26 protein-coding genes and 4 pseudogenes are annotated in these 24,352 nt (G+C 72.1%); 17 read left to right on the top strand and 13 right to left on the bottom strand.

All coding sequences use genetic code 11. From position 1 onward, the window contains the following. Positions 1–343 precede the first annotated feature (343 nt). A pseudogene (locus tag O7553_RS21550) lies at positions 344–502 on the top strand (ATP-binding cassette domain-containing protein); the annotation flags it as partial. Positions 503–642: 140 nt separating this feature from the next. On the opposite strand, the gene O7553_RS21545 reads toward O7553_RS21550, so the two are convergent. Then, positions 643–2,067, bottom strand: coding sequence for an IS1380 family transposase (locus tag O7553_RS21545; RefSeq protein WP_281551492.1), 1,425 nt, complete (start codon positions 2,065–2,067; stop codon positions 643–645). Positions 2,068–2,178: 111 nt separating this feature from the next. Between O7553_RS21545 and O7553_RS21540 the strand changes: the two are divergent. The 3 genes and pseudogenes from O7553_RS21540 to O7553_RS21530 form a co-directional block, all read left to right on the top strand. Then, positions 2,179–2,739, top strand: a pseudogene (locus O7553_RS21540) (ATP-binding cassette domain-containing protein); the annotation flags it as partial. Further along, entirely contained in the window at positions 2,736–4,028 is a 1,293-nt protein-coding gene (locus O7553_RS21535) for a hypothetical protein (RefSeq protein ID WP_281551491.1), read from the top strand. The pseudogene O7553_RS21540 and the gene O7553_RS21535, both read left to right, overlap by 4 nt. Next, positions 4,025–4,645: a hypothetical protein gene (locus O7553_RS21530; protein ID WP_281551490.1), complete on the top strand. Its 621-nt coding sequence runs from the start codon at positions 4,025–4,027 to the stop codon at positions 4,643–4,645. Before O7553_RS21535 ends, O7553_RS21530 begins: the two co-directional genes overlap by 4 nt. Before the next feature lie 21 nt (positions 4,646–4,666). Here the strand turns inward: O7553_RS21530 and O7553_RS21525 are convergent, their stop codons facing one another. The 3 genes from O7553_RS21525 to O7553_RS21515 form a co-directional block, all read right to left on the bottom strand. Further along, positions 4,667–5,065, bottom strand: a complete 399-nt coding sequence (locus tag O7553_RS21525; RefSeq protein ID WP_281551489.1) for a LysE family transporter — start codon at positions 5,063–5,065, stop codon at positions 4,667–4,669. 79 nt (positions 5,066–5,144) lie between these two features. Then, positions 5,145–5,480 carry a hypothetical protein gene (locus O7553_RS21520; RefSeq protein WP_281551488.1) on the bottom strand — a complete coding sequence of 112 codons (336 nt, stop codon included), beginning with the start codon at positions 5,478–5,480 and terminating at the stop codon, positions 5,145–5,147. 42 nt (positions 5,481–5,522) lie between these two features. Continuing rightward, entirely contained in the window at positions 5,523–6,122 is a 600-nt protein-coding gene (locus O7553_RS21515; protein WP_281551487.1) for a winged helix-turn-helix transcriptional regulator, read from the bottom strand. 62 nt (positions 6,123–6,184) lie between these two features. On the opposite strand from O7553_RS21515, the gene O7553_RS21510 reads away from it, so the two are divergent. Continuing rightward, on the top strand, positions 6,185–7,114 hold the full coding sequence (locus O7553_RS21510) for an SDR family NAD(P)-dependent oxidoreductase (protein WP_281551486.1): 930 nt from the start codon (positions 6,185–6,187) through the stop codon (positions 7,112–7,114). Between the two features lie 132 nt (positions 7,115–7,246). On the opposite strand, the gene O7553_RS21505 is transcribed toward O7553_RS21510, so the two are convergent. From O7553_RS21505 to O7553_RS21490, 4 genes are all read right to left on the bottom strand, one after another. Then, a complete protein-coding gene (locus tag O7553_RS21505; protein ID WP_281551485.1) occupies positions 7,247–8,158 on the bottom strand; it encodes an oxidoreductase in 912 nt (303 codons plus the stop codon). Between the two features lie 2 nt (positions 8,159–8,160). After that, positions 8,161–8,748, bottom strand: coding sequence for a TetR/AcrR family transcriptional regulator (locus O7553_RS21500; protein ID WP_281551484.1), 588 nt, complete (start codon positions 8,746–8,748; stop codon positions 8,161–8,163). Continuing rightward, on the bottom strand, positions 8,745–9,689 hold the full coding sequence (locus O7553_RS21495; protein ID WP_281551483.1) for an oxidoreductase: 945 nt from the start codon (positions 9,687–9,689) through the stop codon (positions 8,745–8,747). The genes O7553_RS21500 and O7553_RS21495 overlap by 4 nt, the downstream gene beginning before the upstream one ends. Before the next feature lie 65 nt (positions 9,690–9,754). Further along, positions 9,755–10,327 (bottom strand): TetR/AcrR family transcriptional regulator, encoded by a 573-nt coding sequence (locus O7553_RS21490; RefSeq protein ID WP_281551482.1) that lies wholly within the window; start codon positions 10,325–10,327, stop codon positions 9,755–9,757. Positions 10,328–10,433: 106 nt separating this feature from the next. On the opposite strand from O7553_RS21490, the gene O7553_RS21485 reads away from it, so the two are divergent. From O7553_RS21485 to O7553_RS21470, 4 genes are all read left to right on the top strand, one after another. After that, positions 10,434–10,832 (top strand): hypothetical protein, encoded by a 399-nt coding sequence (locus O7553_RS21485; RefSeq protein WP_281551481.1) that lies wholly within the window; start codon positions 10,434–10,436, stop codon positions 10,830–10,832. 80 nt (positions 10,833–10,912) lie between these two features. After that, on the top strand, positions 10,913–11,512 hold the full coding sequence (locus O7553_RS21480) for a DM13 domain-containing protein (protein WP_281551480.1): 600 nt from the start codon (positions 10,913–10,915) through the stop codon (positions 11,510–11,512). A 5-nt stretch (positions 11,513–11,517) separates the two neighbouring features. Then, entirely contained in the window at positions 11,518–12,249 is a 732-nt protein-coding gene (locus O7553_RS21475; protein ID WP_281551479.1) for a response regulator transcription factor, read from the top strand. Next, complete coding sequence (locus O7553_RS21470) at positions 12,242–13,345, top strand: HAMP domain-containing sensor histidine kinase (RefSeq protein WP_281551478.1); 1,104 nt, start codon at positions 12,242–12,244, stop codon at positions 13,343–13,345. Before O7553_RS21475 ends, O7553_RS21470 begins: the two co-directional genes overlap by 8 nt. 13 nt (positions 13,346–13,358) lie before the next feature. On the opposite strand, the gene O7553_RS21465 is transcribed toward O7553_RS21470, so the two are convergent. Continuing rightward, positions 13,359–13,637, bottom strand: coding sequence for a hypothetical protein (locus tag O7553_RS21465; RefSeq protein ID WP_281551477.1), 279 nt, complete (start codon positions 13,635–13,637; stop codon positions 13,359–13,361). Between the two features lie 96 nt (positions 13,638–13,733). Between O7553_RS21465 and O7553_RS21460 the strand changes: the two are divergent. From O7553_RS21460 to O7553_RS21445, 4 genes and pseudogenes are all read left to right on the top strand, one after another. Continuing rightward, positions 13,734–13,979, top strand: a pseudogene (locus tag O7553_RS21460) (helix-turn-helix domain-containing protein); the annotation flags it as partial. Positions 13,980–14,075: 96 nt separating this feature from the next. Then, positions 14,076–14,540 (top strand): helix-turn-helix domain-containing protein, encoded by a 465-nt coding sequence (locus O7553_RS21455; RefSeq protein WP_348651208.1) that lies wholly within the window; start codon positions 14,076–14,078, stop codon positions 14,538–14,540. Then, entirely contained in the window at positions 14,537–15,361 is an 825-nt protein-coding gene (locus tag O7553_RS21450) for a ThuA domain-containing protein (protein ID WP_348650043.1), read from the top strand. Before O7553_RS21455 ends, O7553_RS21450 begins: the two co-directional genes overlap by 4 nt. A gap of 146 nt (positions 15,362–15,507) precedes the next feature. Then, positions 15,508–16,896 carry a hypothetical protein gene (locus O7553_RS21445; protein WP_281551476.1) on the top strand — a complete coding sequence of 463 codons (1,389 nt, stop codon included), beginning with the start codon at positions 15,508–15,510 and terminating at the stop codon, positions 16,894–16,896. Here the strand turns inward: O7553_RS21445 and O7553_RS21440 are convergent. Together O7553_RS21440 and O7553_RS21435 are read right to left on the bottom strand one after the other, a co-directional pair. Next, positions 16,874–17,326, bottom strand: a complete 453-nt coding sequence (locus O7553_RS21440; RefSeq protein ID WP_281551475.1) for a hypothetical protein — start codon at positions 17,324–17,326, stop codon at positions 16,874–16,876. The two genes, O7553_RS21445 and O7553_RS21440, sit on opposite strands and share 23 nt — an antisense overlap. 77 nt (positions 17,327–17,403) lie before the next feature. Continuing rightward, positions 17,404–18,408 carry an ADP-ribosylglycohydrolase family protein gene (locus O7553_RS21435; RefSeq protein ID WP_281551474.1) on the bottom strand — a complete coding sequence of 335 codons (1,005 nt, stop codon included), beginning with the start codon at positions 18,406–18,408 and terminating at the stop codon, positions 17,404–17,406. On the opposite strand from O7553_RS21435, the pseudogene O7553_RS21430 reads away from it, so the two are divergent. Next, positions 18,345–18,668 (top strand): annotated as a pseudogene (locus O7553_RS21430) (glycoside hydrolase family 11 protein); the annotation flags it as partial. The gene O7553_RS21435 and the pseudogene O7553_RS21430 sit on opposite strands and share 64 nt — an antisense overlap. Before the next feature lie 152 nt (positions 18,669–18,820). Next, on the top strand, positions 18,821–19,066 hold the full coding sequence (locus O7553_RS21425) for a hypothetical protein (RefSeq protein WP_281555821.1): 246 nt from the start codon (positions 18,821–18,823) through the stop codon (positions 19,064–19,066). Between the two features lie 112 nt (positions 19,067–19,178). On the opposite strand, the gene O7553_RS21420 is transcribed toward O7553_RS21425, so the two are convergent. Further along, the gene (locus O7553_RS21420; protein WP_281551473.1) at positions 19,179–20,378 is read right to left on the bottom strand and encodes an RtcB family protein; all 1,200 of its coding nucleotides are present in this window, start codon (positions 20,376–20,378) and stop codon (positions 19,179–19,181) included. Between the two features lie 194 nt (positions 20,379–20,572). Then, on the bottom strand, positions 20,573–21,259 hold the full coding sequence (locus tag O7553_RS21415; RefSeq protein WP_281551472.1) for a phosphodiesterase: 687 nt from the start codon (positions 21,257–21,259) through the stop codon (positions 20,573–20,575). Positions 21,260–21,587: 328 nt separating this feature from the next. Between O7553_RS21415 and O7553_RS21410 the strand changes: the two genes are divergently transcribed. Together O7553_RS21410 and O7553_RS21405 are read left to right on the top strand one after the other, a co-directional pair. Next, positions 21,588–23,006 (top strand): GH1 family beta-glucosidase, encoded by a 1,419-nt coding sequence (locus O7553_RS21410; RefSeq protein WP_281551471.1) that lies wholly within the window; start codon positions 21,588–21,590, stop codon positions 23,004–23,006. A 148-nt stretch (positions 23,007–23,154) separates the two neighbouring features. Beyond that, on the top strand, positions 23,155–24,135 hold the full coding sequence (locus O7553_RS21405; protein ID WP_281551470.1) for a sulfite exporter TauE/SafE family protein: 981 nt from the start codon (positions 23,155–23,157) through the stop codon (positions 24,133–24,135). The last annotated feature ends 217 nt before the right edge of the window (positions 24,136–24,352 follow it).

Genomic DNA, 24,352 nt, shown 5'->3' with positions numbered 1-24,352 from the left:
ACTCTCGACCTTGCTCGTAACAGGACCTGGCCGCTCCCCGATGTGACATACGGCGAGCGCACCTCGTCGTGTGGAACGTTCAATTGGGGTCGGATGACCGACGTCGGTAGCTACCACTGGACCATCAAGAAGATCAACGGATCGACCTCCGGCTGGCGAGTCAACGTAAACTCGCTGACCACCTACTACTGACCTGATGCCTTGATCATCTAGGATGGGGTGGCAAGTCAGCCATAAGGTCCTGACTTGCCGCCCCATGTCTGCCGTGTTCATGCCTCCAGAGGTTGACCCTGTGCCCGTACTGATCGCGGATTGTTCTTTCCGGTATCGCAAGGACATCCCGGTGTTCCGTGCCCTGACCGTCGAGTTCGAGCCCGGTGCGACCGTGCTGCTCGGCCCCAACGGTGCTGGCAAGTCCACGCTGCTGTCGCTGATCGTGGGGCTGCTGCAGCCCGACGCGGGCACGGTGCGAGTCGGTGACCTGGCCTCGATTCGTCAGAGGGGTTTGGTCCCTGCCTGACCGTTTCGGCTTGACTGTTTTGTCCTCTTGTGGGTGTACGGGCCGGCCGCGTCTCGCTGCGGGCGCGCCGGGTCTCCGGTCCCGGGGCTTGCCTTTCTGCTGGTAGGGGCAGGTTGGGTGGGTCAGGTGGTCAGCGGCAGGTGCAGGCGTTGCCAGCAGATCAGGAACGCGTCGGCCCAGGGCCAGGTGTCGGGGATGGACAGTGTTCGGCGGCGGGCGTGGGTGGTGAGTTTCGCGGGTAGGTGCAGTAGCCGGTAGCGCAGGGTGTCGGGTTCGGCGTGGGCGAGATCGGGTTGGTCGTGCAGGCCGAGTAGCCGGGTCCAGGCGGCCAGGTCGGCGGCGATGTTCGCGGCGAGGATCCAGCCGCGGTTGACGGTCCAGGACTTGCTGGGCAAGTTCCGCAGGCCCATGGCCTTGTTCGTTCGTACCTGGTCTTCCACGCCGGCGTGGGAGCGGTGCGGGGCGTCGAGCCACTGCGGGTGGTGCGAGCCGGGCACGCCGCCGATCCGACCGATGTTGGTGGCCACGATCGCGTACCGCCAGCCGGTCTTCTTCTCCAGGTCGGTGAGTTTCTTGGCGTGCCGGGCGGCCGGGCGGGTGCGCCGCGCGAGCAGCCGCAGCCCGGCGGGCCAGCCGCCGAGGCGGGTGTTGAGGCCGGTCAGTTCGGCGACCTGCGCGGTGTCGGTGGCGGTCCCGTCCTGACGCAGGCTGCTGTCCCAGGCCCGCTCGGGCAGGGCGGCGATCGCGATCTCGTCGGCGTCGGTGATTGTCCATCCGACGGTGAAGCGCACCGTGCGCCACAGCCGGTTCATCTGCTCCAGGTGGTGTAGCAGGTCGTGGGTGGCTCCAGCGCCGTCGACCCGCACGAGGATCCTGCGCCGGTACTTCACGGGGAGTTGGACGATCGCCTCACCGAGGACCCGGATATGGTCGGTGATGGTGTTCGATCCGGCGTTACCCGGGCGCAGCAACATGGTCAGGCTCTCGCCGGTGTTCGCGCACCATGCCCCCAACGGGTGGAACCCGAACCCGCGCTTGAACGTCGCGGCCGCGCCCTGCTTGTCGCTGTGGGCGGTGATCAAAGTGGCGTCCAGGTCGATGACCACCCACCCCGACAGCAGTTTGCCCGCCACGGCAAGCCAGGGGAAACCCTGCGGCCGACCGGCGAGCAGATCCCAGACCCGGGCCCGGACCTTCGCCCGTGCCTTGGCGACGCGGCGCAGCCCGGCCTCGTCCAGCCCCGCCAGGGCGCGACGCACAGTGGCCTGCGACGGCGGCTCGGCGAACACCAGAGACTGATGCGCCAGCAGCCCGATGTCGGACATGCTCGTCGCGCCGAGCACGATCGCGACCGCCAGGCAGACCAGGACCGTGCCCCGATCCCACCAGCCCGGCCCCTTCCCCCGCGGCAGCACCTTGTTCAACCCACCGGTCAACCCGGTCCGGTCCGCACACCGGCGCAGCAGGACCGCACCCGCGTGACCGACCAAACCCTTCCCACCCGAGGCCACGACCAGCCGTTGATCCCAACCGTTACTCTTACTCACCGGAAAGGTGCACCCGCTTCTGCTCTGGACTTGATCTAGACAATCACATCCTCGCAGGTCAGGTGCACCTTTCCTTCATCACCCTCGATCAACCAATTCCCCTCTGAACGGGGGAGGCTGGTCAGCGATGTCCGGCGTACCCGATCGCGGTACCGCCGCTCGGTCGGTTGGCTGCCACAGCACGTCGCCGCGATGCCCGGCCTGAAGGTGCGGGAGCAGGTCGCCTACGCCGGCTGGCTGAAAGGCCTCAACCGCCGTGACGCCTGGGTCAACGCGGCCCGCGCCCTGGGCCGTGTCGGCCTGCAGGACCTGGCGGAACGGCCCAGCAGGGCGCTCTCCGGCGGTCAGCTCCGTCGGGTCGGGATCGCGCAGACCCTCGTCCACGACGCGAAACTGATCGTCATGGACGAGCCGGCCGCCGGGCTGGACCCGCAGCAGCGGCGGGTGCTGCGCGAGGTGCTGAACTCAGTTGTCGGCGACGTTGACCTGCTCGTGTCGACGCACCAGACCGAAGACATCAGCGACATCTACCAGCACGTGGCAGTGCTGGACGACGGTGTCATCCGGTTCCACGGTGAGGTGCCGGCATTCCTGGCGCGGGCCAGGCCTGGCGTCGAGCCGTCCCGGCAGGCCGAGGACGCCTACGTGCAGTTCATCGGCGCCGAGGCATGAGCGCGGACGCGCACGGCGCCATGCGGACGATCTACCCCTGGCGTAGCCGCGCCGAGACCTACGTGACCGTGCCGATGCTGGCCCTCGTGCTGTTCCAAGGTGCGGCGGTCGTCGAAACGGCCACGCCCGGCTACTGGACGGCTGCGGTTGCCAAGGCCAACCTGATGCTGTTCATCGTGGTGCCGCTCTGCGCGGTCTGCGCCGCCTGGGAGGGGATGCGGCACCGCAGCGGCGGTATCGACACACAGACCATCGCTCGGCCGATGTGGACAGTCGTTTTCGTTGCGGTCGGCCCGACGCTGGTAATGGGGCTGGCCGGGGTCGTCGCGGCGGTGCTGTCGACCGCCCCTGCCGCAGTCGGCGCGCCCGGCGGTCCGCACCTCGGGCTGGTCGGCGTCTACCTGCTGGTGATGGTAGGGCACACCGTGGTCGGATACGGGCTCGGTCGCTGGCTGCCGCCCGCGCTCGCGTTGCCGGTCAGCCTGGGCGGCTCCTACATCTGGCTGGCCTACCCGGCCGCCGTCGAGCCGTTCTGGATCCGCCACATCAACGGGCTGTCCTTTGAAAGCTGCTGTGCGATCGATCAGCAGCCGGACGCGCGGGCGCTGCTGGCCGCCGCCCTGTTCGCCGTCGGTATCGGCGCAGGCACGCTGGTCGCCCTTGCCGGCGCCCGCCCGGCTCACGTCGGCGGTGCGTTGAGCTTCACCGCGTTGCTAGTGGTCGCGGTCACCGTGGCGGCACCGCTCGGCCCGTCTTCCGGCGGCCCGCGCGCCGGAGCGCCACAGTGCGTCGGGCAACGGCCCACGCTGTGCCTGTGGCCGGAGCAGGAGACGGCCCGGGATGCGATCCATCCGGCGCTGGCGTCGGCGTATCCCCGGCTCGCTGCGGTCGGCGTCACGCTGCCCGAGACGGTGACCAGCCAGGAGAGCAACGCGGCCGACGCTGTCTTCATCGTCCTGCCCGCCGAGTCGGACCCGCAGACGGCGGTGCTGAGTCTGGTCTCCAGCATCGTCCCGGACACCGTGCCCGCCTGCGCGGCCGAGGGGGAGTGGCCCGGTGCCCACAATCGTGCGGCGTTGCTGGTGTGGATGGCGCTGGCGGCCGGCGTACCGGCGTCGGAGCTCGGCCCGGTCGCGCCGCCGGAGCTGATCGACCTGGCGGTACGGGTGCGTCAGCTCGACGAGGACCGGCAGGCTGCCTGGTACCGAGCCAACCTCGCGCCGATGGCTGACTGCACCACCGTGCCGCGCCTCGACCCGGAACTTTTCGCGTCGGACGATCCGCAGTGATCTGGTGGTGGCGTACCCGCGCCCTGACGACGGTGACCGTCGCGTACGCCGCGAGCCTGGCCGCCGCGACGGTGATCGGCGGTGAGGTGCTGCCGCTGCCCAGCCTGGCCGGGGCGTTGCTGGTGCCGGTTGTGTTCGCCCTGCTGCTGCCGCTTGTCCCGATCGTCGTCCTCTGGCACGGCATCGACCGCAGCAGCGGTGACCTGGACACCACGGCGGTACGTTCGGTGGCCGCCCGCGACCTCGGTGTCGCCGCGGCGATGACGCTGATGACCGCGGTTGCAGTCGGCGTCGCCTCGGCGGTCGGCTGGTGGCAGCTCGGCCCCGGCTACCTGCGTAATCTCATCGGCTGCCTCGGGTTGGCCCAGATCGTCGCCCCGTTCGTCGGCGCACGGCTTGCAGCGGTGGTGCCGGTCGGCGCGGTGATCGTCAGTGCGCTGTTCGGCACCGGTGACGGTGGTCTGGTGCGTTGGTGGGCGTGGCCGATCGCCGATGCCTCCTCCGGGCCGGCCTTCGCCCAGGCCGTACTGCTGCTGGTGGTCGGTGCGGCAGTGGCGGTGTGGCGGTTCAGCCGAGGCTGGCCTGCCAGGCTAGGCGGATGGCGAGCAGGCCGATGATGCCGTTGCCGACCAGCGCCGTCACCAGCCGGCGCGTGGGCTGGCGAGCGCGCGGCCGAGAAGCGCGCCACCAGATGCCAGCAGGACCTGCCAACTGGCCGCTGCGACGAACACCGCTGCGACGAGTAGCAGGCTGCTGGTCGAATCTGTCGCTCCGCCCTGGTGGCCGACCACGAGAGCGGCGAAGTAGACGATGGTCATCGGGTTGAGCAACGTCAGCCCGACGAAGGCGGCGTACGTCCGGGCGATCGACCGCGCCGGTGCCGACTGCGGCGCTTCGGTCGCCGCTCGACGGGCCTGCATCGCTACGACGATTCCGCGTACCGCGTTCGCGGCGAGCACCACGGCGGCGGCTGCCCGCAGGATGCCGGTCGCCGGGTCGAGCAGTCGGGCGACGGCCGCGCCGTGCCGCAGCGACACCTGAGCAGAGACGGTGACGATCAGGACCCGATCGCGTCGACCGGGACCGCGATGCCGTAGCCGGCGAGCAACCCGGACGTCAGCGCGTCGAACACGTCAGGCCTATGTCGACCGACGTGCCGGGCCACAACCGGTTAGTGCCGCGCCGGGCCGGGCCGGGCCGAGCCAGGTCAGCGGCGGGTGGCGGCCAGCGCTCCGGCAGGCCGCCGAGCGTCACCGCGGCGACGGCACCTGCCATGAACAGGCCAGCGGTCGTGGTGCCGGCCGCGAGCAGCGCGAGTTCGACGCTGCGCCGGGCCAGAGACTGGCGACGATGGCGACCGTCAGGTAGTTCCAGCCCGAGTACCACCACTGGCGGCGTGGGCTGCCCTTGAAGCAGGGGAGCAGGAAGCCGAGGATCGCGGTGCCCGTCCACGCCGGCTGACGGTAGCAACGGCCTACCACCACCGCTGACCGGTCAGCTGATGGGGGTGCCGGATGTAGCCGCTGCCCAACGGGCGAGGGCTTCGCCGACCCGGTGGAAGCCATCGCCGACGGCGCTGAACGCGTAGCTGCCGTCGGCAAGGCGCTGGATCAGGCCGCGCCGCTCCAGGTCTGCCAGGCGCTGGGTGAGGGTGACCTGGTTGACCCCGGTGTCGCGGGTCAGGTCGGTGAAGCGGCGCGGCCCGACCAGCAGTGCGCAGTGCAGCTCAAGCATCCAGCGTTCCTGCATCAGTGACAGCAGGTCGTCGAGTTGGTGGTGGCGGGTGTCCGGGTCGCTGGTGTCGCCGGCCCAGGCCGCCATTTCGGCGAGCACCGGGCGCAGTCCGGTGCCGGTCGGCGTCAACGCGTAGCGGGTGCCCGGTGGGGTGGTGTCGATCACCGTACGGGTGACGATGCCGGCGGCCTCCAGCTCGCCGAGCCGGCGGGCGAGAGTGCTCGGCCCGATCGCCGGGACCGCCCGGCGCAGGTCGTTGAAGCCGGCCGGTCCGTCGAGCAGCGCGTGCACGATGTGCAGCGTCCAGCGCCCCCGCAGCCGACCCACGGCGGCCAGCAGTACGTCCTGCTCGACCTGCACGTCGCCACTGTATCCAGCGGCACACTTGTTAAAGGTCAGTAGCTAGTACTATTTTTTTAGTCATGACTGAGTCAACGAAGCGGGCCCTGGTCACCGGTGGCACCGGCGGCATCGGCCTGGCCACCGCCCGTGCCCTGGCCGGCCACGGCTACGCCGTCACGATCGTCGGGCGCGACCAGCAGCGGGGCGACGCCGCCCGCGACCAGGTGAGCGCCGCCGCCACGGGCTCCCGCTCCGCCGCTGGTCCGGTACCCGCCCGGTTCATCCGGGCCGACCTCTCCGCACTGTCCGCCGTCCGCGCCCTGGCCGACGACACCCGCGCCGCCGGCCCGCTCGACCTGCTGGTCAACAACGTCGGCGGGATCTACCGGCAGCACTGGCACACTGTCGACGGCATCGAGGCGACCTTCGCCATGAGCCACCTCTCCGGCTATCTGCTCACCGAGCTGCTGGTCGACGACATGATTGCCGCCGGGCACGGCCGGATCGTCAACCTCACCTCGGGCGCGATCCGGCTCGCCGACCGCACCCCGCTGGACCGGGTCGAGATGGCCGGGCGCTACTACGGCTTTCCTGCGTACGGGCGGGCGAAGCTGGCCAACCTCGCGTACACGATGGGTCTGGCCGACCGACTCGCCGGCACCGGCGTCACGATGCTCGCCGCCGACCCGGGGGCCAGCGCGACTGACATGGGCCGGTCGATGCGCGCGGACCTGTTCCCGATGCCAGCCCGGCTGGCCTTCCCGCTGATCTACCTCAACCTGTTCCGGGCCAGCGCGACCGATGCCGCCCGCAGCTCCATCGCCGCCGCCACCGCCGACCTGCCCAGCGGTACGGTGCTCGGCCCGAAGGGCACCCCGGTGCGGCCGGACGCCCGGGCCACCGATCCGACGGTGATCCGGGCCGTCACCGCGCTCAGCCAGGCGACCTGCGCCTCCACTCACACCGACAGCCGGTCAGCGACTGCGGGACAGGATGCGCTGCCCGAGTAGCGTCACGTGGACCAGGTCGGCGGTCTCGTCCGTACCGTCGCCGGTCTCAGCTCCAGGGTGTCGTGTTCGGCAGGTCGGCGGCCGTCAACCGGCTGCTGCCCGACCTGGCGGCCCGGCCGCAAGCGGCTGCGGCTATTCGGCGACTGGGAACTCGACACCGGTCAGCTTCTCGCTCTCCGTCCACAGCCGGCCAGCGGTGGCTGCGTCGTCGGCCGCCGGGCTGCGACGCGCGGCGACCGGCGGGCCGACCATGTCGAACAGCCGGCCCGGCCCCCAGTAGCTGCCACCGTCGACCGCCGGGTCGGTGGCGGCGCGCAGCGTCGGCAGCGCTCCGTCGCGCGGCCTCATCGCAATCAACCGGCTGACGGCGGTGACGAAGCCACCGGTGTGCCGGGCCAGGTCGGTGGCGGTCCACCCGGGATGGGCAGCGGTCGCCAGTACGGGAGACCCGGCTCCGGCCAGCCGACGTTGCAGCTCCAGGGTGAACAGCAGGTTGGCGAGTTTGCTCTGCCCGTACGCGGCCCACCGCCGGTAGCGACGCCGCTGCCAGTTCAGGTCGGCGAAGTCGATCCGGCCGGCGCGGTGGGCGTTGCTGGCGACGGTGACCACCCGGGCGTTGGCGCCGGCTTGCAGCAGCAGTGGCAGCAGCCGACCGGTGAGTGCGAAGTGGCCGAGATGATTGGTGCCGAACTGCAGCTCGAAGCCCTGCCGGGTGCGCCGCAACGGGGTCAGCATCACCCCCGCGTTGTTGATCAGCAGGTCAAGCCGGTCGTGGTCGGCGTGCATCGCCTCGGCGAACTCGGCCACCGAGTCGAGGTCGGCTAGGTCGAGCCGGGCGCAGCGCACCGTGCCGACCGGTTGCTCGGCGCGGATCCGGTCGGCCGCGGTGCCGGCCCGTCCGGCATCCCGGCAGGCGAGCACCACGTGGGCGCCTCTGGCGGCGAGCATCCGGGCGGTCTCGAAGCCGATGCCGGAGTTCGCGCCGGTGACGACGGCGGTCCGGCCGCTCTGGTCCGGCAGGTCGTCGAAGGTCCACGGTGTCATCGTCACTCCCGGGTCAGGGCCTCGCCGCCGGCGAACACGATCGTCACGGCGGTCTGCATTCCGTTTCGGTACTCGTCGACCGACGAGAGCTTGTGTTTCAAGCCGAATGAGGTGGCGTGCAGGTGCTCGGCCAGGTCCCGGGCGGACAGGCCGGCTGTCCGCCAGCGGTCGGCGACCCCGCTGTCGGCCAGGACCTGCTCGACCCCGTCGACCAGCCCGCGCTCGATCCGCTCGGCCAGCGAGCAGCGCAGCGTGGCCGCGGTGTTCAGCAGCTCCTCGAAGTTGCCGTGCACCGCGGCCCCGACCGACGGGCCCTGGCACGCTTCGAACGCGGCGAGGATCCGCCCGGGCGGGTCGAGGTCGTCGCGGGCGAAGGCCGCCCGGGTCGCCGCGCACACGCCGGTCACCATCCGGTCCACGGCGGCGACGAACAGCTCGTCCTTGGTCTTGAAGTGCAGGTAGAGCCCTTGCCGGGAGATGTCGGCCGCGCGGGCCAGGTCGTCCATCGAGGTCTTCCGGAACCCGTACCGGATGAACACGTCGATCGCGGCGTCGGCGATGGTGTCCCGTCGGGTACTGCCCGGCGTCACGCCGGGCGCTCCGTACGTCCCAGTGCCGAGAACGGGTACGCCACCCCGGTCAGCTGTTCGCTCTCGGACCACAGTCGGCTGGCCATGACGGTGTCCTTGGCCCGTGCGGAGCTGCGGGCCGGCGCGGGTGGCCCGGAGGCGCCGAACCGGCGGGCCGGACCCCAGTAACTGCCGGCGGCGGCCTGCGGATCGGTCGCGGCGCGCAGGCTGGGCAGTGCCCCGGCCGGTGGTCGCATCCGAATCATCCGCTCGACCCGCGACCGGCTCTCGCCGGTGGACCGGCCCTGGTGGCGGCCGATCTCGGTCGAGGTCAGGCCGGGATGGGCGGCGACGGCCCGCACGGTCGACCCGGCCTCGGTCAGCCGGCGCTGCAGTTCCAGGGTGAACAGCAGGTTGGCGAGTTTGCTCTGTCCGTACGCGGCCCATGGCCGGTAGCGGCGTTGCCGCCAGTTGAGGTCGTCGATGTCGATGCCGCCGGTCCAGTGGGCCAGGCTGGAGACGGTCACCACCCGGGCCGCCGGTGCCGCGTCGAGCAGCGGCAGCAGTTCGCCGGTGAGCGCGAAGTGGCCGAGATGGTTGGTGCCGAACTGCAGTTCGAAGCCCTGCCGGGTGCGTCCCAGCGGCGGTGCCATCACGCCGGCGTTGTTGATCAGCAGGTCGAGCCGGTCGTGGTCGGCGCGGTAGGCGTCGGCGAACGCGGTGACCGAGTCGAGGTCGGCCAGGTCCAGCTCGGCCCCGGTCACTGTGCCGGCTGGCTGACCGGCCCGGATCCGGTCCAGCGCCGATTCGCCCCTGCCCTTGTCCCGGTAGGTCAGCACCACGTGTGCGCCTTTGCCGGCGAGCATCCGGGCGGTCTCGAAGCCGATGCCGGTGTTCGCCCCGGTCACCACCGCGACCCGGCCGGTCTGGTCGGGAATGTCATCGAATGACCATGCAGCCACGCTGACCCCTCGCTTCTCCGTCTACTTGACAGGCGAGACAAGCTTTACGCGATGCACTCAATCTGTCAAGTCTGCTGATCAGGAGCGGGCTCGAAGAGCAGTCGGATCACCGGGCCGGCGTGCGCCGCCGGGTCGTCGTCTGCGTCGTGCGGCAGCGCCCCGGACAGCCACAGGGTCGCGAAGCCGTGCACGATCGACCAGGCCGCCAGGCGGGCGTTGTCCCGGTCGCCGGCCGGCACCCGGGCGTCGTCCAGGCTGGCCCGTAGCGCGCGGCCGGCCCGTTGTCGCGCGGTGACCAGCTCCGGCGCGTCGAAGTTCAGCAGGCTCGGTTGGAACATCACCTCGAAGTGCGCCCGGTGGGACGCGGCGAACCGCACGTACGCCTGGCCGGCGGCGAGGATGTCACCGCCGGCCGCCGCCAACTGGGTCGCCAGCAGGTCGAGGCCCTCGGTGGCGATCGCGGTGAGCAGGCCGGTCTTGTCGCCGAAGTGGTGCGTCGGGGCGGCGTGCGAGACCCCCACCCGTCGAGCCAGGTCGCGCAGGCTCAGCGCCGCCACCCCGGATTCGGCGATCGCCTCGGCGGCGGCGGTCAGCAGGGCTCTACGCAGGTCGCCGTGGTGGTACGGCTGTTGCCGCATCGCGCCTCCCGTTATCTTTCCGTTGACAAGATGCTACCCGGAGCGGCTATCTTGTCAGTGACAAGATAGCGGGCGCGTGCAGTTCCGACCCCGAGGAGCACCCCTGATGAGTACGGCGGACCGATGGCTGACCGTGATCGCGCTGGTCAGCGTCCCGACGGTGATGTTCGGCGGCTACTCGTTGATGCGGCTGGCCGCCGCCCGAAAACTGACCGACTTCCAGTTGTCGCTGTTCCGGGCCGGCCACGCCCACGCCGGTGTGCTGCTGGTGCTGACCCTGACCGCACTGAGCATCGCCGCCCGCGCCGGACTGTCCGACCCGTACACCTGGGCGGTCGGCGCGCTGCTGGCCGCCGGCACGATCAGCCAGTCCGGCGGCTTCTTTCTGCACGCCGGGATCGGCCGCCCCGGACAGTGGTCGGTCGGCAACACCCTGACCGTGCTCGGCGCGGGGCAGCTCACCGTCGCGCTGCTGCTGCTCGCGTACGCCGTCGCAACCAGCTGACCTGCCGGTACGCCGACCGTAAGACTTTCGCAAGAGATCAACTACGGTCGGCCGGGCGCTGCCGCCGTAGGCTGATCCGCGTGTGGAAACGACTCCTTGCCAACCCGTTGAGCTGGCTGCTCGCCGTCGTCGTAGCCGCCGGACTCGCGTTCGGCGGCTACTGGTTCCAGCCGTGGAAACTGTTCACCGACGACGTGGTCGACGAGGCGCTGCCGCAGGTGCAGATCGCGGCGACCGGCACCCCGGCACCGGACCCCGCCGCTACCGGGTCCGCGTCGCCCGGGTCCGCATCGCCCAGCGCCGCACCGGCCAGCCCGTCACCGGCCGGGAACCGGTTGCTGGCCTCCGGCGAGTTCGTCACCCACGAGCACGAGACCAGCGGCACCGCCCAGGTCGTCGAGCTGGCCGACGGCCGCCGTCAGCTCGTGTTCCGCGACTTCGCCACCTCCAACGGCCCGGACCTGCGGGTCTGGCTCTCCGACCAGCCGGTGCTGGACGGCCGCGACGGCTGGTTCGTCTTCGACGACGGGCAGTGGGCCGAGCTGGACCGGCTCAAGGGCAACCGGGGTGACCAGGTGTACGAGATCCCCGCCGACGTCGACCTGACCAGCCTGACCAGCGTCTCCATCTGGTGCAAACGCTTCTCGGTGTCGTTCGGGGCAGCCGAGTTGACCGCCTGACAGCCATGGCCGCGCCCACCACCGGCGGACCGTCCCTACGGGTGCTCGTCGTCGACGACGATCCCACCGTGTCCGATGTGGTCCGCCGGTACCTGGAACGAGCCGGCTACCAGGTCACCCGCGCCGCCGACGGGGTCGCCGCGCTGGCCGCGGTCGACCAGTGCCGGCCCGACCTGGTGGTACTGGACCTGATGCTGCCAGGGTTGGACGGGCTGGAGGTGTGCCGGCGGCTGCAGCGGCAGGCCAGCGGCGTACCCGTGATCATGCTGACCGCACTTGGGGAGGAGGCCGACCGGGTGATCGGCCTGCAGCTCGGTGCCGACGACTACGTCACGAAGCCGTTCTCGCCCCGGGAGCTGGTGCTGCGGGTACAGTCGGTGCTCCGCCGCTCCGGGCCGCCCCCCGGCCCGGTCGGCGGTGAACCGCCGGTGGTCCGCGACGGCGAGCTCGCGCTGGACACCAGTCGGCGGTCGGCCCGGCTCGGCGACACCGAGCTCGCGCTGACCACCCGTGAGTTCGACCTGCTGCTGCACCTGGTCCGCCATCCGGCGAAGGCGTTCCGCCGGGAGGAACTGCTCGCCCAGGTGTGGGGCTGGAACTTCGGTGACCAGTCCACCGTGACAGTCCACGTGCGACGGCTGCGCGAGAAGGTCGAACGGGATCCGGCCCGACCCCTACGGATCGTCACCGTCTGGGGCGTCGGCTACCGCTACGAACCGGCGGCCGGCAATGCCTGACCTGCCCACCGGCGACGTCCTCGCCGTGTTCGCCATCGGGCTGGGCGCGTCACTGCTGATCGGTGTGCCGGGCGCGGTCGCGCTGCGGCTGCTGCGCCGGCACAGCATCGTCGTGCACCTGACCGTCCTGCTCACCGTCACCGTACTGGCGGTCCTCGCCGGCGTCGTCGGCGCGGCCCAGGCGATGTTCCTGTCCGTCCACGACCGGGACGTGGTGCTCCTGGTGCTCGCCGCGTCCGGAGCGGTCAGCCTGGCCGTCGGCTGGTGGCTGGGTGCCCGGCTGGCCCGGCAGGCGGTCTGGGCCGACCAGCTGCGTCAGCGGGAACGCCAGGCCGAGGCGAACCGGCGGGAACTGGTCGCCTGGGTGTCGCACGACCTGCGGACGCCGTTGGCGGGGCTGCGGGCCATGGCCGAGGCGCTTGAGGACGGCGTCGTCGCCGACCGGGCCACCGTCGCCGACTACCACCGGCGGATCCGGGCCGAGACCGACCGGATGACCCAACTCGTCGACGACCTGTTCGAACTGTCCCGGATCAACGCCGGCGCGTTGCGGCTGTCGCTGCGCCGGGTGCCCCTCGCCGAGGTGGTCTCCGACGCCCTGGCGTCGGCCGAGCCGCTGGCCCGGGCGCGGGGCATCCGGCTGGTCGCCGCCGAACGCGGCTGGCCGTCGGTCACCGCCAGCGAGCCGGAACTGGCCCGGATCATCGGCAACCTGCTTCGCAACGCGATCCGGTTCACCCCGTACGACGGGGTGGTGCAGGTCAGTGCGGGCCGCGACGGCGGTGCCGCCTGGCTGGCGGTGCACGACACCTGCGGCGGTATTCCCGAGGCGGACCTGCCGAGGGTGTTCGACGTGGCGTTCCGGGGCGAAACAGCGCGCAGCCCCGCTCCCGCCGGCCCGCCCCGAGCGGGGTCGCCGATCGGGCCGGCGTACCTGCCCAATTGGGCCGGACCCCGTCCCGAGCCGCCGCCGGCCGGCGGCGGGCTCGGCCTGGCGATCGTGCGCGGCCTGGTCGAGGCGCACGGTGGTCGGGTCGAGGTAGCCAACGCCGGCCCCGGCTGCCGGTTCCTCGTCCACCTGCCCGCCGCCGGTTGACCCTCGCACACGGTCAGCCGACCGGCAGGTCCCGCCGCCGCAGCCCGATCATGCCGGCGGCGGAGCCGGCCGCCAGCAGCGCCAGGACGACCAGCGGTACGGCCGACACCTGCCCGCCCGGCAGGCTCGGCAGATGCGTGAACGGGGAGAGATCGCGCAGCGGCTGCGGCAGTTGCAGCAGCGCACCGAACAGGTCGAGCCCGTCCAGCGCGGTGCTGCGGCCGTACCGCTTGGTCAGGACCCCGACCTCGATCGCTGTTTCCGTGACCAGAAATCTACGTAGCGTTCGCAAGGTGGTCAGTGAAGAGCCCGTCACCAGCGGGCATCACGCGTTGAATCGGGCCTGGCGTTGCAATGGCGGTTGCGGTCAACGCAACGATCAGTCAGGATGTGTTGCAATGAATTGAGACCGAACGCAGCGGAGGGCGGGGGGCGGATGCCCGGCGGACGGTTGACCTATCAGGACCGGCAGCGCATCGAGCAGGCGCTCGCCGACGGCGCCGGCTACGCCGAGATCGCCCGCCGGCTCGACCGGCCGACCTCCACGATCAGCCGGGAGGTCGGGCGCAACGGCGGGCCGGCCGGCTACCGGGCCACCGCCGCGCACCGGGCCACCGCGCACCGGGCCCGCCGTACCGGCCCGGTCACCCGGCCACCGGCCGACCAGGCCACCGGGTACGGCCGGGACACGGCCGCCGTGCAGGCCTTCGAGCAGCAGTTCGCCGCCCTGATGATCCAGTCCGGCTTCCCCCGGATGACCGCCCGGGTGCTGGTCAGCCTCTTCGTCAGCGACGGCGGTTCACTCACCGCCGCCGAGCTGGTCGACCGGCTGCGGGTCAGCCCGGCGTCGATCTCCAAGTCGATAGCCTTCCTGGAGCGGATCGGCTTCGTCGCCCGGCGACGCGAGCCGGGGCAGCGGCGCGACCGCTACGCCGTCGACGACGGCCTGTGGTACCGGGCCTGGTCGCTGCGGGTGCACGTCTTCCGGACCTGGGCGGACGCGGCGACCCACGGTGCCGCCGTACTCGGGCCGGACACCCCCGCCGGGGACCGGCTGCAGTTGATGGGCGAGTTCTTCGGGCTGGTCTGCCGGGACGTCGAGCGGATCACCGCCGAGTGGCAGGCGTTCCTGTCCACCCGCGGTCTGCCGCCGCAGCCGGATGCGCCCACCGCCGTCGCGGAGCCGGTCCGGTGACCGGCGAACCGGTCCGGCCCCGTGCCGGCCTCACCCGACGGGTGGTCGGCACCGGCCTGCTCGGCGGTATCGTGGCGCTGGTGACCACCGGCTGCACCGAGTCGAGCGCCGAGACCGGGTACCGGGTGCTCATCTACAGCCGCACCACCGGGTACCGGCACGATTCCATCCCGGTCGGTGTCGAGGCCGTCGGCGAACTCGGCGCGGAGCACGGCTTCGCCGTCGACGCCACCGAGGACCCGGCCGTCTTCACCCCGGACAACCTGAGCCGGTACGCCGCCGTCGTCTTCCTCAACACCACCGGCGACGTGCTCGACGACGCCGGCCGGGCCGCGTTCGAGGGCTACATCAACGGTGGCGGCGGATTCGTCGGGGTGCACGCGGCCGCCGACACCGAGCACAACTGGCCGTTCTACGGCGAACTTGTCGGTGCGTACTTCGCCCAGCACCCGCCGGTGCAGCCGGCCACCGTCGAGGTCGTCGACCGGACCCACCCGGCCACCGCGCACCTGCCGACCCGCTGGGCGCGCACCGACGAGTGGTACGACTACCGGACCCGGCCGACCGACGCCCGGATCCTCGCGGTGCTCGACGAAACCAGCTACACCGGCGGGCAGATGGGGCAGCCGCACCCGCACGCCTGGTGCCGGACGTACGCCGGCGGCCGCACCTTCTACACCGGCGGCGGCCACACCGTCGAGGCGTACGCCGAACCGGCGTTCCGCGCCCACCTGCTCGGCGCGATCCGCTGGGCCGCCGGCCGGCCGCCGACCGACGTGGGCCGGTCGGCCGACGAAGCCGACCGGGACGCCACAGGGTGACGGCCGTGGCCCGGGCTCATCCGGACGGCCAGCGCTGACCTCCGAAGGTCGGTAACTATCCAAGATCTGATTGAACACGGAGTGTGACGTGGCGCACGCTGCAGACCGGTCCGAGTCCGGCTGCAGCAGCCTCCGAGGAGGAGCGCGTGTCAGAGCCAGTCCGTGGAGATCTCCCCGTCGTCCGTACCGTCCTGACCAGTCTTGCCGCGTCGGCCGCTCAGCGTGCCACCGCCGATCTGCCCCGCGACACCCGGCTGGTGCACCGCCGTGACGAACGCGAAGAGCTCCTCGCCGGCCGGTTCGTCGACAGCCGCACCGGGCTGACCCCGACCCGCCGCGTCGGCCCGTACCGCACCCCCGGCGGAGTCGACGTCTGGTACGAAACGTTCGTCGCCGCCCGCCGGCTCCAGGTCCGCGAGGCCGGTGCCGCCGCACCCGCGTTCGTGGTCACCCAGGCCCGGCCGCCGACCGTGCAACGTACCGGCACCGTCGTCGACATCGACGCCGGCACCGTCTGGATCCGCGGCGACCTGTTCGGCGGGCTGCCCGTCGACGCGTACGCCGGGCTGCTCGTCACCGGTGGGACGCTGACGCTGGGCACCGCGACGGTACCGGGCGACGTCGTCGAGGTGCCCGCGCCGCTGAGCGCCGTACTGCGACTCGACCCCGCACCCGACCCGCCGCCGGCCGGCGGCGTCGGCGGCTGCCACAGCGCCGGGACCGCCAGCACCCTGCCCACCTCGGTGACCTTCCGCTTCAGGTCCGGCGTAGTCGAGATCGTCGGCGACCCCGGCGCCGCCACGGCCTGGGGACAGCAGTTCCGGTTCGGCCCGGCCACCGGGGACCGGACGTTCGTCGAACAGCTCTGGACGCTGATGCTCGGCTACACCGTCGAACCGACCACCGTGGACGCCACCGGAGTCGGTGCCGACCCGGCCGGCAACCCGTTGACCGACTTCACCGGCACCGGCACCATCCGCGACGCCGGGCTCGGCCTGCCGGTCGTCGTCGTCACCGACCCGGCGATTCTCGGCGAGGCGTCCACTGCGGCGACCTGGCTGCTGCGGGTCACCGGCCTGGCCGCCCGCTGGTACGCCCCGGACCCGCGGGAACACCCGCTGGACAGCGCGTGGATGGTGATCGGTGCGTCCGCCGCGACGGTACTCGCCGACCCGTTCACCCCGCTGGGGCCGCCGGTCGCCCATGACATCCAGTTATGGGCGATCGCCGGCGGGGGCGGGCACCGGCTGCCCTGGCGGCAGACATACGACGAACCGTTCCGGCTGTTCTACCGGTGCCACGCCGTCGACGGCGAGCATCTGATGGTCACCGGCCGCAGCGAGGTGGCCCTGGACCGGCCGGTGACCACCGCCGGGCAGCCGGTGCCCACCCCGGGTGGTGTCGGCACTCTGCTGCTGCACCGCCGCGACGGCACCAAGTGCGACTACTCCGGATCGGTCAAGATCCAGGTCGATCTCTTCCTGATCCTTTCGATCAGCGCGTCCTACCAGGTCACCGAGACCGCTGCCCTGTGACGACCAGGTCGGCGAAGAAGGCGGACAGATGGCAACCTCGCACAACCTCACCCTGGTGCCGTACCTGCAGCGGTGGGACCACACCGGGCGGACGCTGACCGTACGGCTGCTGGTCGCCCCGGCCACCGACCCGCTCGCACCGCTGCTCGCCGCCCCGGCCGGCGTGCCGGCCTTCGTCGACGCACACCTCGCATTCGCGGTGTCCCTCTCGGACACAGTCGGGGCGCTGCCGCAGCGCGACCAGGTCGACCAGACCGTCGTGATGCCCGCCGCCCCGGCGACACAGCACGCCCCGCACGCCCGGAGCATCTTCACCGCGATCGGCGCGGCGCTGGAGATCCCGCCCGGCCCGGCCGGCGACATGTTCGCCCCGCAGCACCGCCGTCGGCGTCGGCAGCCGGCCCGGGAACTCCGCAGCTTGCGGGTTCATCCGGCCGTGCAGCTGACGTTGCCGGGTGGCTGGCTGGTGCTGCTGGTGGTGCAGTGGGTCGATGCTGCTCGGCCCAGTCAGTCCCAGGCTTGGCCGAGGGCGTGCAGTTGGTCGGCGTACTCGATGCGGTCCGGCCACGTCGTCGGCCAGGCCGCCGTTCCGTACGCCGCGCCGAGGAAGGCCCCGGCCAGACAGGCGATCGAGTCCGAGTCGCCGGAGGTGGCCGCCCCGCGGGCCAACCCGCCCACCGGGTCGTCGGCGTGCCACAGTGCGCAGAGCAGCCCGGTGGCCAGAGCCTCCTCCGCGATCCAGCCCTCCCCGGTGACCCGGCAGGCGTCGCCGCCGTCGTCCCCGGCGGCCAACGCCGAGTCGAGCCGGTCCAGTGCGTCGAGACACTCGTCCCAGCCCCGGGAGATGAACCCCGTCGGACTGTCCGTTCCCGGCCGCTGCCACAGCGGGCCGAGCCAGTCGTCGCGGTACACCTCCCGCTGCCCGCGACAGTGCTCACGCAGCAGGCCCGGCAGCGCCGGTAGCGGCGTACCCGCGCGCAGCAGCCGGACCGCGACGGCGGTCAACTCGCTCGCGGCCAGCGCGGTCGGGTGTCCGTGGGTCAGCCCGGCCTGCAGTTGCGCGACGCCGGCCACGGTGTCGTCGTCGTAGGCGTCGACCAGACCGACCGGGGCGACCCGCATGTTCGCCCCGCAGCCCTTCGACCCGGCTACGGTGGCCTGCTGCCAGGCCACCCCGGTGACCAGTTCGCCGCAGGCCCGCAGGCAGGTCATCCCCGGGGCCCGGTTGTTGTCCGGGCTGGCCGCCCAGGCCAGGAACCGGGCCCGGAGCAGCGGTTCCAGCCCGTCCGGGGTGGCGGCCGGGGCGTCATGCAGCGCCCAGCCGACCGCGAGGGTCATCTGGGTGTCGTCGGTGACCAGCGCCGGCTCGCCGGTCAGCTCACGCGGCCCGGCCTGGCCGTACCGGTGGTGAATCTCGGCGACCGTCAGAAACTCGGTCGGCTTGCCGAGTGCGTCACCGTACGCCAGCCCGAACAGGCACCCGGACGCCCGGTCACCCGCCGCGCTACCCACCGCCGTGTCACCCACCGCGACCTCCCCCGTCTCGTCCCGGTCGGCAGGCTAGTCGGGCCGGTCAACCGGCGTGCGTCCCACCCTCGGCACCCGGCACGACACCGGACGCCAGCAGATGCGCGCTCAACGCGCCGTCGATCGACGGCACCCAGACGTTCTGGCAGTACTGGAGCGTCCGGCAGCAGAAGCGCACCGGCGGCACCATCACCACCGCCAACCACTTCGACGCCTGGGCGCGCGCCGGGATACAGCTCGGCTCCAACCACAGCTACCAGGTGATGGCGACCGAGGGCTACCAGAGCCAGGGGAGCTCCGACATCAACGTCTGGGGGGCGGCAGCGGCAACCCCGGACCGTCCCCGACCGGCAACCCTGGCAACCCGGGTGACCCGGGCCAGAGCAACTGCACCGCCGTGCTGTCGGCCGGCCAGCAGTTCGGCGACCGGTTCAACCTCAACGTCTCGGTGCAGAACGTCAGCAACTGGACGGTCACCCTCAGCCTGCACGGCGGACAGAGCCTGCAGAACAGCTGGAACGCCTCGGTCAGCGGCACGACCGGGAACATCACCGCCAGGCCGAACGGTAGCGGTAACAACTTCGGAGTGACGATCATGCACGGCGGCAACTGGACCTGGCCGACGGTCACCTGTCGAACATGACCCCGACCGACCGTCGATAGCAACCACTGTCGACAGGAAACATCGTGGGCGGGTCGACCCTGCTGGGAGGGTCGGCCCGCCCCGGTGCGCGCCCCGGTCGCCCATCCGGTGGTCAACCCTTGACGCAGACCACCTGCCGCAGGTGCGCCACCACCTCGACCAGGTCGGCCTGCTCGGCGAGCACCTGGTCCAGGTCCTTGTACGCCGCCGGGATCTCGTCGACCACACCGGCGTCCTTGCGGCACTCCACCCCGGCGGTCTGCTCGGCCAGGTCGTCGACGGTGTAGGTCTTCTTCGCCTTCGACCGCGACATCCGCCGACCCGCACCGTGCGACGCCGAGCAGTACGCCGCCTCGCTGCCCCGACCCCGCACGATGTAGGAGCCGGTCCCCATCGACCCGGGGATGATGCCCAGTTCGCCCCGCCCGGCCCGGATCGCCCCCTTGCGGGTCACCAGCAGCGGCACCCCGTCGTAGACCTCCTCGGCCACGTAGTTGTGGTGGCAGGAGATCGGCTCGTCGAAGCGGACCGCCGGCACCGCCGTGCGCAGCACCCGGCAGAGCAGCGCCAGCATGACCGCCCGGTTGCGGGCCGCGTACTCCTGCGCCCAGGCCAGGTCCCGCCGGTACGCCGTCATCTCCGCCGTGTCGGCGAGGAAGACCGCCAGGTCGCGGTCGGGCAGGTCGGCGTTGTGCGGCAGCTTCCGGGCCGCCGCGATGTGCCGCTCGGCCAGCTCCTTGCCGATGTTGCGGGAGCCGGAGTGCAGCATCAGCCAGACTTGGCCGGCGTCCGGACCGCCCTGCTCGACGCAGACCTCGATGAAGTGGTTGCCGCCGCCGAGCGTGCCGAGCTGACGCTGCGCCCGGGACTCCAGCGCGGCGACCCCGGGGTGCAGGCCGGCGAAGCCGGACCAGAACCGGTCCCAGCCGGCGGTCGGCAGACCGTGCACCCGGCGCGGGTCGACCGGGGTGTCGCGGGCCTGGAAGCCGACCGGGACCGCGGCCTCGATCGCGGTACGCAGCGCGCCCAGGTCGTCCGGCAACTGCGCGTCGGTCAGGCTGGTCCGCACCGCGGACATGCCGCAGCCGATGTCGACGCCGACCGCCGCCGGGGCCAGCGCCTGACGCATCGCGATCACCGAGCCGACGGTGGCGCCCTTGCCGTAGTGCACGTCGGGCATCACCGCGACGCCGTGCACCCACGGCAGCGTGCCGATGTTGCGCAGCTGCTGGCTGGCGTGCGGCTCGATGGTCGCCGGATCGGTCCAGACCTTGACCGGGGCCCGGGTCCCGGGCAGCAGGGCATGACTCATCGGAAACTCCTCGGTAGGGGAAACGCGACGGTGATCCGGTGCCGGCCGGCGGCACCGGGAAGGGACCGGCGTGCATCGCCGGAGGGATCGGCGAGGATCAGCGGGACTGCCGGTGGGCGCGGCTCAGCCTCGTCGGGCGGTGGCAGGTTTCGCCAGCGGTCGCATCGGTCGCTCCTCGGTCGTCACGGTGCCGCTCACGCTAGCGGCCGCTGACCGGCGGCGACAATCGGATTGTCGTCGGTGCGGGCGCCCCGGGCGCGCCGGGAGGCGGCGTAGGTGACGGTACGGAGCCGTTGGATCAGCCCACCCGTTCGCAGCCGCAGCGGAGGGTGACCGGTCGGGTCGAAGGCGAGGGCGGCGTCAACGGCGGACGGCAGCGGCTCGCCGACGTCGATCCGACCGAACGTCCGCCAGTGACTGGTGGCGGTGGCCGCCGCCAGCCGCAGCACGATTGGGCGACGGGCGGCGACCTCGGCGAGCTGCTCGACCGCGCCGCCGAGGCGACCCGGGGCGGCCGGAAACGCGGCCAGGTAGATCCGGTGCCGACCGTGCCGCAACGACAGGATGCTGCCGTACGTGGTGGCGAAGTCGCGCCGGGGTAGCGGAAGGTGGCGCAGGACCGGCGCTCGGCCGGCGCTGGACACCAGCAGGTCGACCGGGCGGTCCGGGACCTGGATCCGGACCGCAAGGCCGAGGATGTCCGGCCAGCCGGGCGGGGTCGGGGTGCCCCGGGAGAACCGGATGACGGCCGGCCAGCGCCCCGCTGGCAGGAACCAGTCGGCGAGCGGGCCCCAGAGCTGGACCTCGCCGGTGAACGAGCAGCCGCGCGGGTGCAGCAGCCGACCGCCCCGCACATGCGCCAGCCAGGCTCCGAAGGTCACGGCGAAAGGCGTACCCAGGTTCGGGGCGATCTACCGCCGATGGTCGGCGTCAGGGCTGTCCGGCCGGTCTCCCGGCTGCTGCTCCCGGCGGCCGCCAGCTGCGGCGCTCACCGGCCGGCCGGGTCCGTTGCCAGGTCCGTCGCCGGGTCCGGCCGCGTCGGATCGGCGACCAGCAGGCATGCTGGAGCCTGTTGATCGTGCGGCGTCGCCGACGCGGGTGTCCGGTACAGGCCCTGCCCGGAGGCCACCGAGGCGGGCGGTCGGGTCACCGCCGACCCGGACACCCGCCAGATTGAGATCGTGCTCAGCGCGTAAGGAGAATCCCGACATGTCCGTATCATTACCGTCCGGCCCTGTCTTTCCCGGCAACTTCCTCTGGGGTACGGCGACCGCCTCGTACCAGGTCGAGGGGGCCGCTGCGGTGGACGGCCGCACACCGTCCATCTGGGACACCTTCGCGCACACCCCCGGTCTGGTCACCAACGGCGACACCGGTGACGTGGCCTGCGACCACTACCACCGGCTGGAGGAGGACCTGGACATCCTCGCCGAGCTCGGCGTCGGCGCGTACCGGTTCTCGATCTCCTGGTCCCGGGTGCTGCCAGGGGCCGGCAGCCAGCTCAACCAGCGGGGCGTGGACTTCTACTCGGCGCTGGTCGACGGGCTGCGGGCCCGGGGGATCGCGCCGGTCGCCACCCTCTACCACTGGGACCTGCCGCAGGAGCTGGAGGACGCCGGCGGCTGGCCGCACCGGGACACCGCCGAGCGGTTCGCCGAGTACGCCGGCCGGATGGGCGAGGTGTTCGGCGACCGGGTGCACACCTGGATCACCCTCAACGAGCCGTGGTGCTCGGCGTACCTGGGCTACGGCTCCGGCGTGCACGCCCCGGCGCGTACCGAGCCGGCCGCCGCGCTGGCCGCCGTGCACCACCTCAACCTCGGCCACGGTCTGGCGGTACGCGCGCTGCGGGCGGGCATCGACCCGGCGGCCCGGGTCAGCGTGACGTTGAACCTGCACCACGTGCGGGGCGAGTCGCCCGGCGACGCCGAGGCGGTACGCCGGATCGACGCGCTGGCCAACCGGGCGTTCCTCGGGCCGATGCTGGACGGGGCGTACCCACGGGACCTGATCGACGACACCGCGGCGGTGACCGACTGGTCGTTCGTGCGCGACGGCGACGAGGCGGCCGCGCACGCCCCGCTGGACCTGCTCGGGGTGAACTACTACAACCCGGTGCTGGTCCGCCAGTGGGACGGGGTGTCGCCACGGTCGACCGCCGACGGGCACGCCGACGGGGCGGCCTCGCCGTGGATCGGTGTCACCGACGTCGAGTTCGTCACCCAGCCCGGCCCGTACACCCAGATGGGCTGGAACATCGACGAGACCGGGCTGACCGAGCTGCTGCTGCGGCTGCACCGCGACTACCCGGGGCTGCCGATGATGATCACCGAGAACGGGGCGGCGTTCGACGACGTGCTCGACGACGACGGCCGGGTCCGTGACCCGCGCCGGGTCGACTACCTGCACCGGCACCTGACCGCGGTGGCCGAGGCGATCGACGGCGGCGCCGACGTGCGCGGGTACTTCGTGTGGTCGCTGATGGACAACTTCGAGTGGGCGCACGGGTTTGGCAAGACGTTCGGCATCGTGCACGTCGACCGGCAGACGATGCGGCGTACCTGGAAGGAGAGCGCGCACTGGTACCGGCGGGTGGTGGCCGCTAACGCGCTGCCGACCGCCCGCTGATCGGGCCGGTCGGCCCGGTGGTGCCGGTCGCCCCGGCACTGCCGGCCAGCCGCTGACCGCGAACTGCCCGGATTCGGTTCACCTATCGACCTGATAATTCCGATCGACATGCTAGACATTGCCGGTCCGGTCCGGCACCCTCGACAGGGTGGACTGGGTATTGGTGCTGGCCGGTTGCGGCATCGGGATCATCGTCGGGCTGACCGGCATGGGCGGCGGGGCGCTGATGACCCCGATGCTGGTGATCTTCTTCGGCGTGCCGCCGCTCGCCGCCGTCTCCAGCGACCTGGTGGTCAGCGCGGTGATGAAACCGGTCGGCGGGCTGGTGCACATCCGGCGGCGTACCGTGCACTGGTCGCTGGTCGGCTGGCTCTGCCTGGGCAGCGTGCCGAGCGCGTTCGCCGGCGTCCTGCTGCTGCGCTCGCTCGGCGACGGCGAGCGACTGCAGCAGGGCATCAAGGTGGCGCTCGGGGTGGCGCTGGTACTGGCCGCCGCTGGTCTGGTCTTCCGCACCTACACCCGGATGGCCGAGCACGCCACCCGCCGCCGGGCCGGCGCCGCAGACCATCGCGCGGATGATGCCGCACCGGCCGAGCCGGCGCTGCGGGCCCGGCCGCTGCCCACCGTGCTGATCGGTGCCGTCGGCGGTCTGATCGTCGGGATGACCAGCGTCGGCTCCGGTTCGCTGATCATCATCGCGTTGCTGATGCTCTACCCGCTGCTGCGGCCCGCCTTTCTCGTCGGCACCGACCTGGTGCAGGCGGTACCGCTGGTGATCGCCGCCGCCGTCGGGCACCTGCTCTTCGGTGACTTCCGCCTCGACCTGACCACCTCGCTGCTGCTCGGCGCGGTGCCCGGCGCGTGGCTCGGCGCACAACTGTCGTCGCGGGCACCCGGCGGCCTGGTCCGCCGGGCGTTGACCCTGGTACTGCTGGCCAGCGCCATGAAACTGCTCGGCGTGCCGGACATCCCGCTGCTGGTGGCCCTCGCCGCCGTCGTGGTCGCCGGGTCACTCGGCTGGATGGCCGCCCGCCGCCGGCACGGCCTGCCCGCGCTGGCCCGTACCGAGCTGCGTGAGCCGGACCGGCCGGCCGACCGGTCCGAACCGCTGCGGGTCGGCGGCCGGTGACGGTCAGAACACCGTCCCGATCAGTGGTCTGCAGCCAGCGGCGCAGGTTGATCATGATGGTGGTTCTGCGGCGGCGACCTGCCCGCCGGCCGCGCCCGGCGGCTGCCACAGTTGCTCCGCCGGTGCGGTACCGCACCCCGTTAGCGCCGTCGTCAGCACCACACTCCGCAGCGGCTGATCTCGCCTCGAACGCACCTGCTTTTCTCTGCCCCGTCCC

Origin of the sequence: Solwaraspora sp. WMMA2059 (assembly GCF_027497315.1) — a bacterium.
GTDB lineage: Bacteria > Actinomycetota > Actinomycetes > Mycobacteriales > Micromonosporaceae > Micromonospora_E.
Note: the sequence above shows the minus strand (reverse complement) of the source record. Positions and strands in the feature narration are given on the sequence as shown.

What these genes read in the sequence shown, in the direction of transcription:
- O7553_RS21535 (WP_281551491.1), top strand. Translation starts at nt 2,736, where the DNA reads ATGAGCGCGGACGCGCACGGCGCCATGCGGACGATCTACCCCTGGCGT.
- O7553_RS21510 (WP_281551486.1), top strand. Translation starts at nt 6,185, where the DNA reads ATGACTGAGTCAACGAAGCGGGCCCTGGTCACCGGTGGCACCGGCGGC.
- O7553_RS21505 (WP_281551485.1), bottom strand. Translation starts at nt 8,158, where the DNA reads ATGACACCGTGGACCTTCGACGACCTGCCGGACCAGAGCGGCCGGACC.
- O7553_RS21490 (WP_281551482.1), bottom strand. Translation starts at nt 10,327, where the DNA reads ATGCGGCAACAGCCGTACCACCACGGCGACCTGCGTAGAGCCCTGCTG.
- O7553_RS21485 (WP_281551481.1), top strand. Translation starts at nt 10,434, where the DNA reads ATGAGTACGGCGGACCGATGGCTGACCGTGATCGCGCTGGTCAGCGTC.
- O7553_RS21475 (WP_281551479.1), top strand. Translation starts at nt 11,518, where the DNA reads ATGGCCGCGCCCACCACCGGCGGACCGTCCCTACGGGTGCTCGTCGTC.
- O7553_RS21470 (WP_281551478.1), top strand. Translation starts at nt 12,242, where the DNA reads ATGCCTGACCTGCCCACCGGCGACGTCCTCGCCGTGTTCGCCATCGGG.
- O7553_RS21455 (WP_348651208.1), top strand. Translation starts at nt 14,076, where the DNA reads ATGATCCAGTCCGGCTTCCCCCGGATGACCGCCCGGGTGCTGGTCAGC.
- O7553_RS21440 (WP_281551475.1), bottom strand. Translation starts at nt 17,326, where the DNA reads ATGAACCCGCAAGCTGCGGAGTTCCCGGGCCGGCTGCCGACGCCGACG.
- O7553_RS21420 (WP_281551473.1), bottom strand. Translation starts at nt 20,378, where the DNA reads ATGAGTCATGCCCTGCTGCCCGGGACCCGGGCCCCGGTCAAGGTCTGG.
- O7553_RS21410 (WP_281551471.1), top strand. Translation starts at nt 21,588, where the DNA reads ATGTCCGTATCATTACCGTCCGGCCCTGTCTTTCCCGGCAACTTCCTC.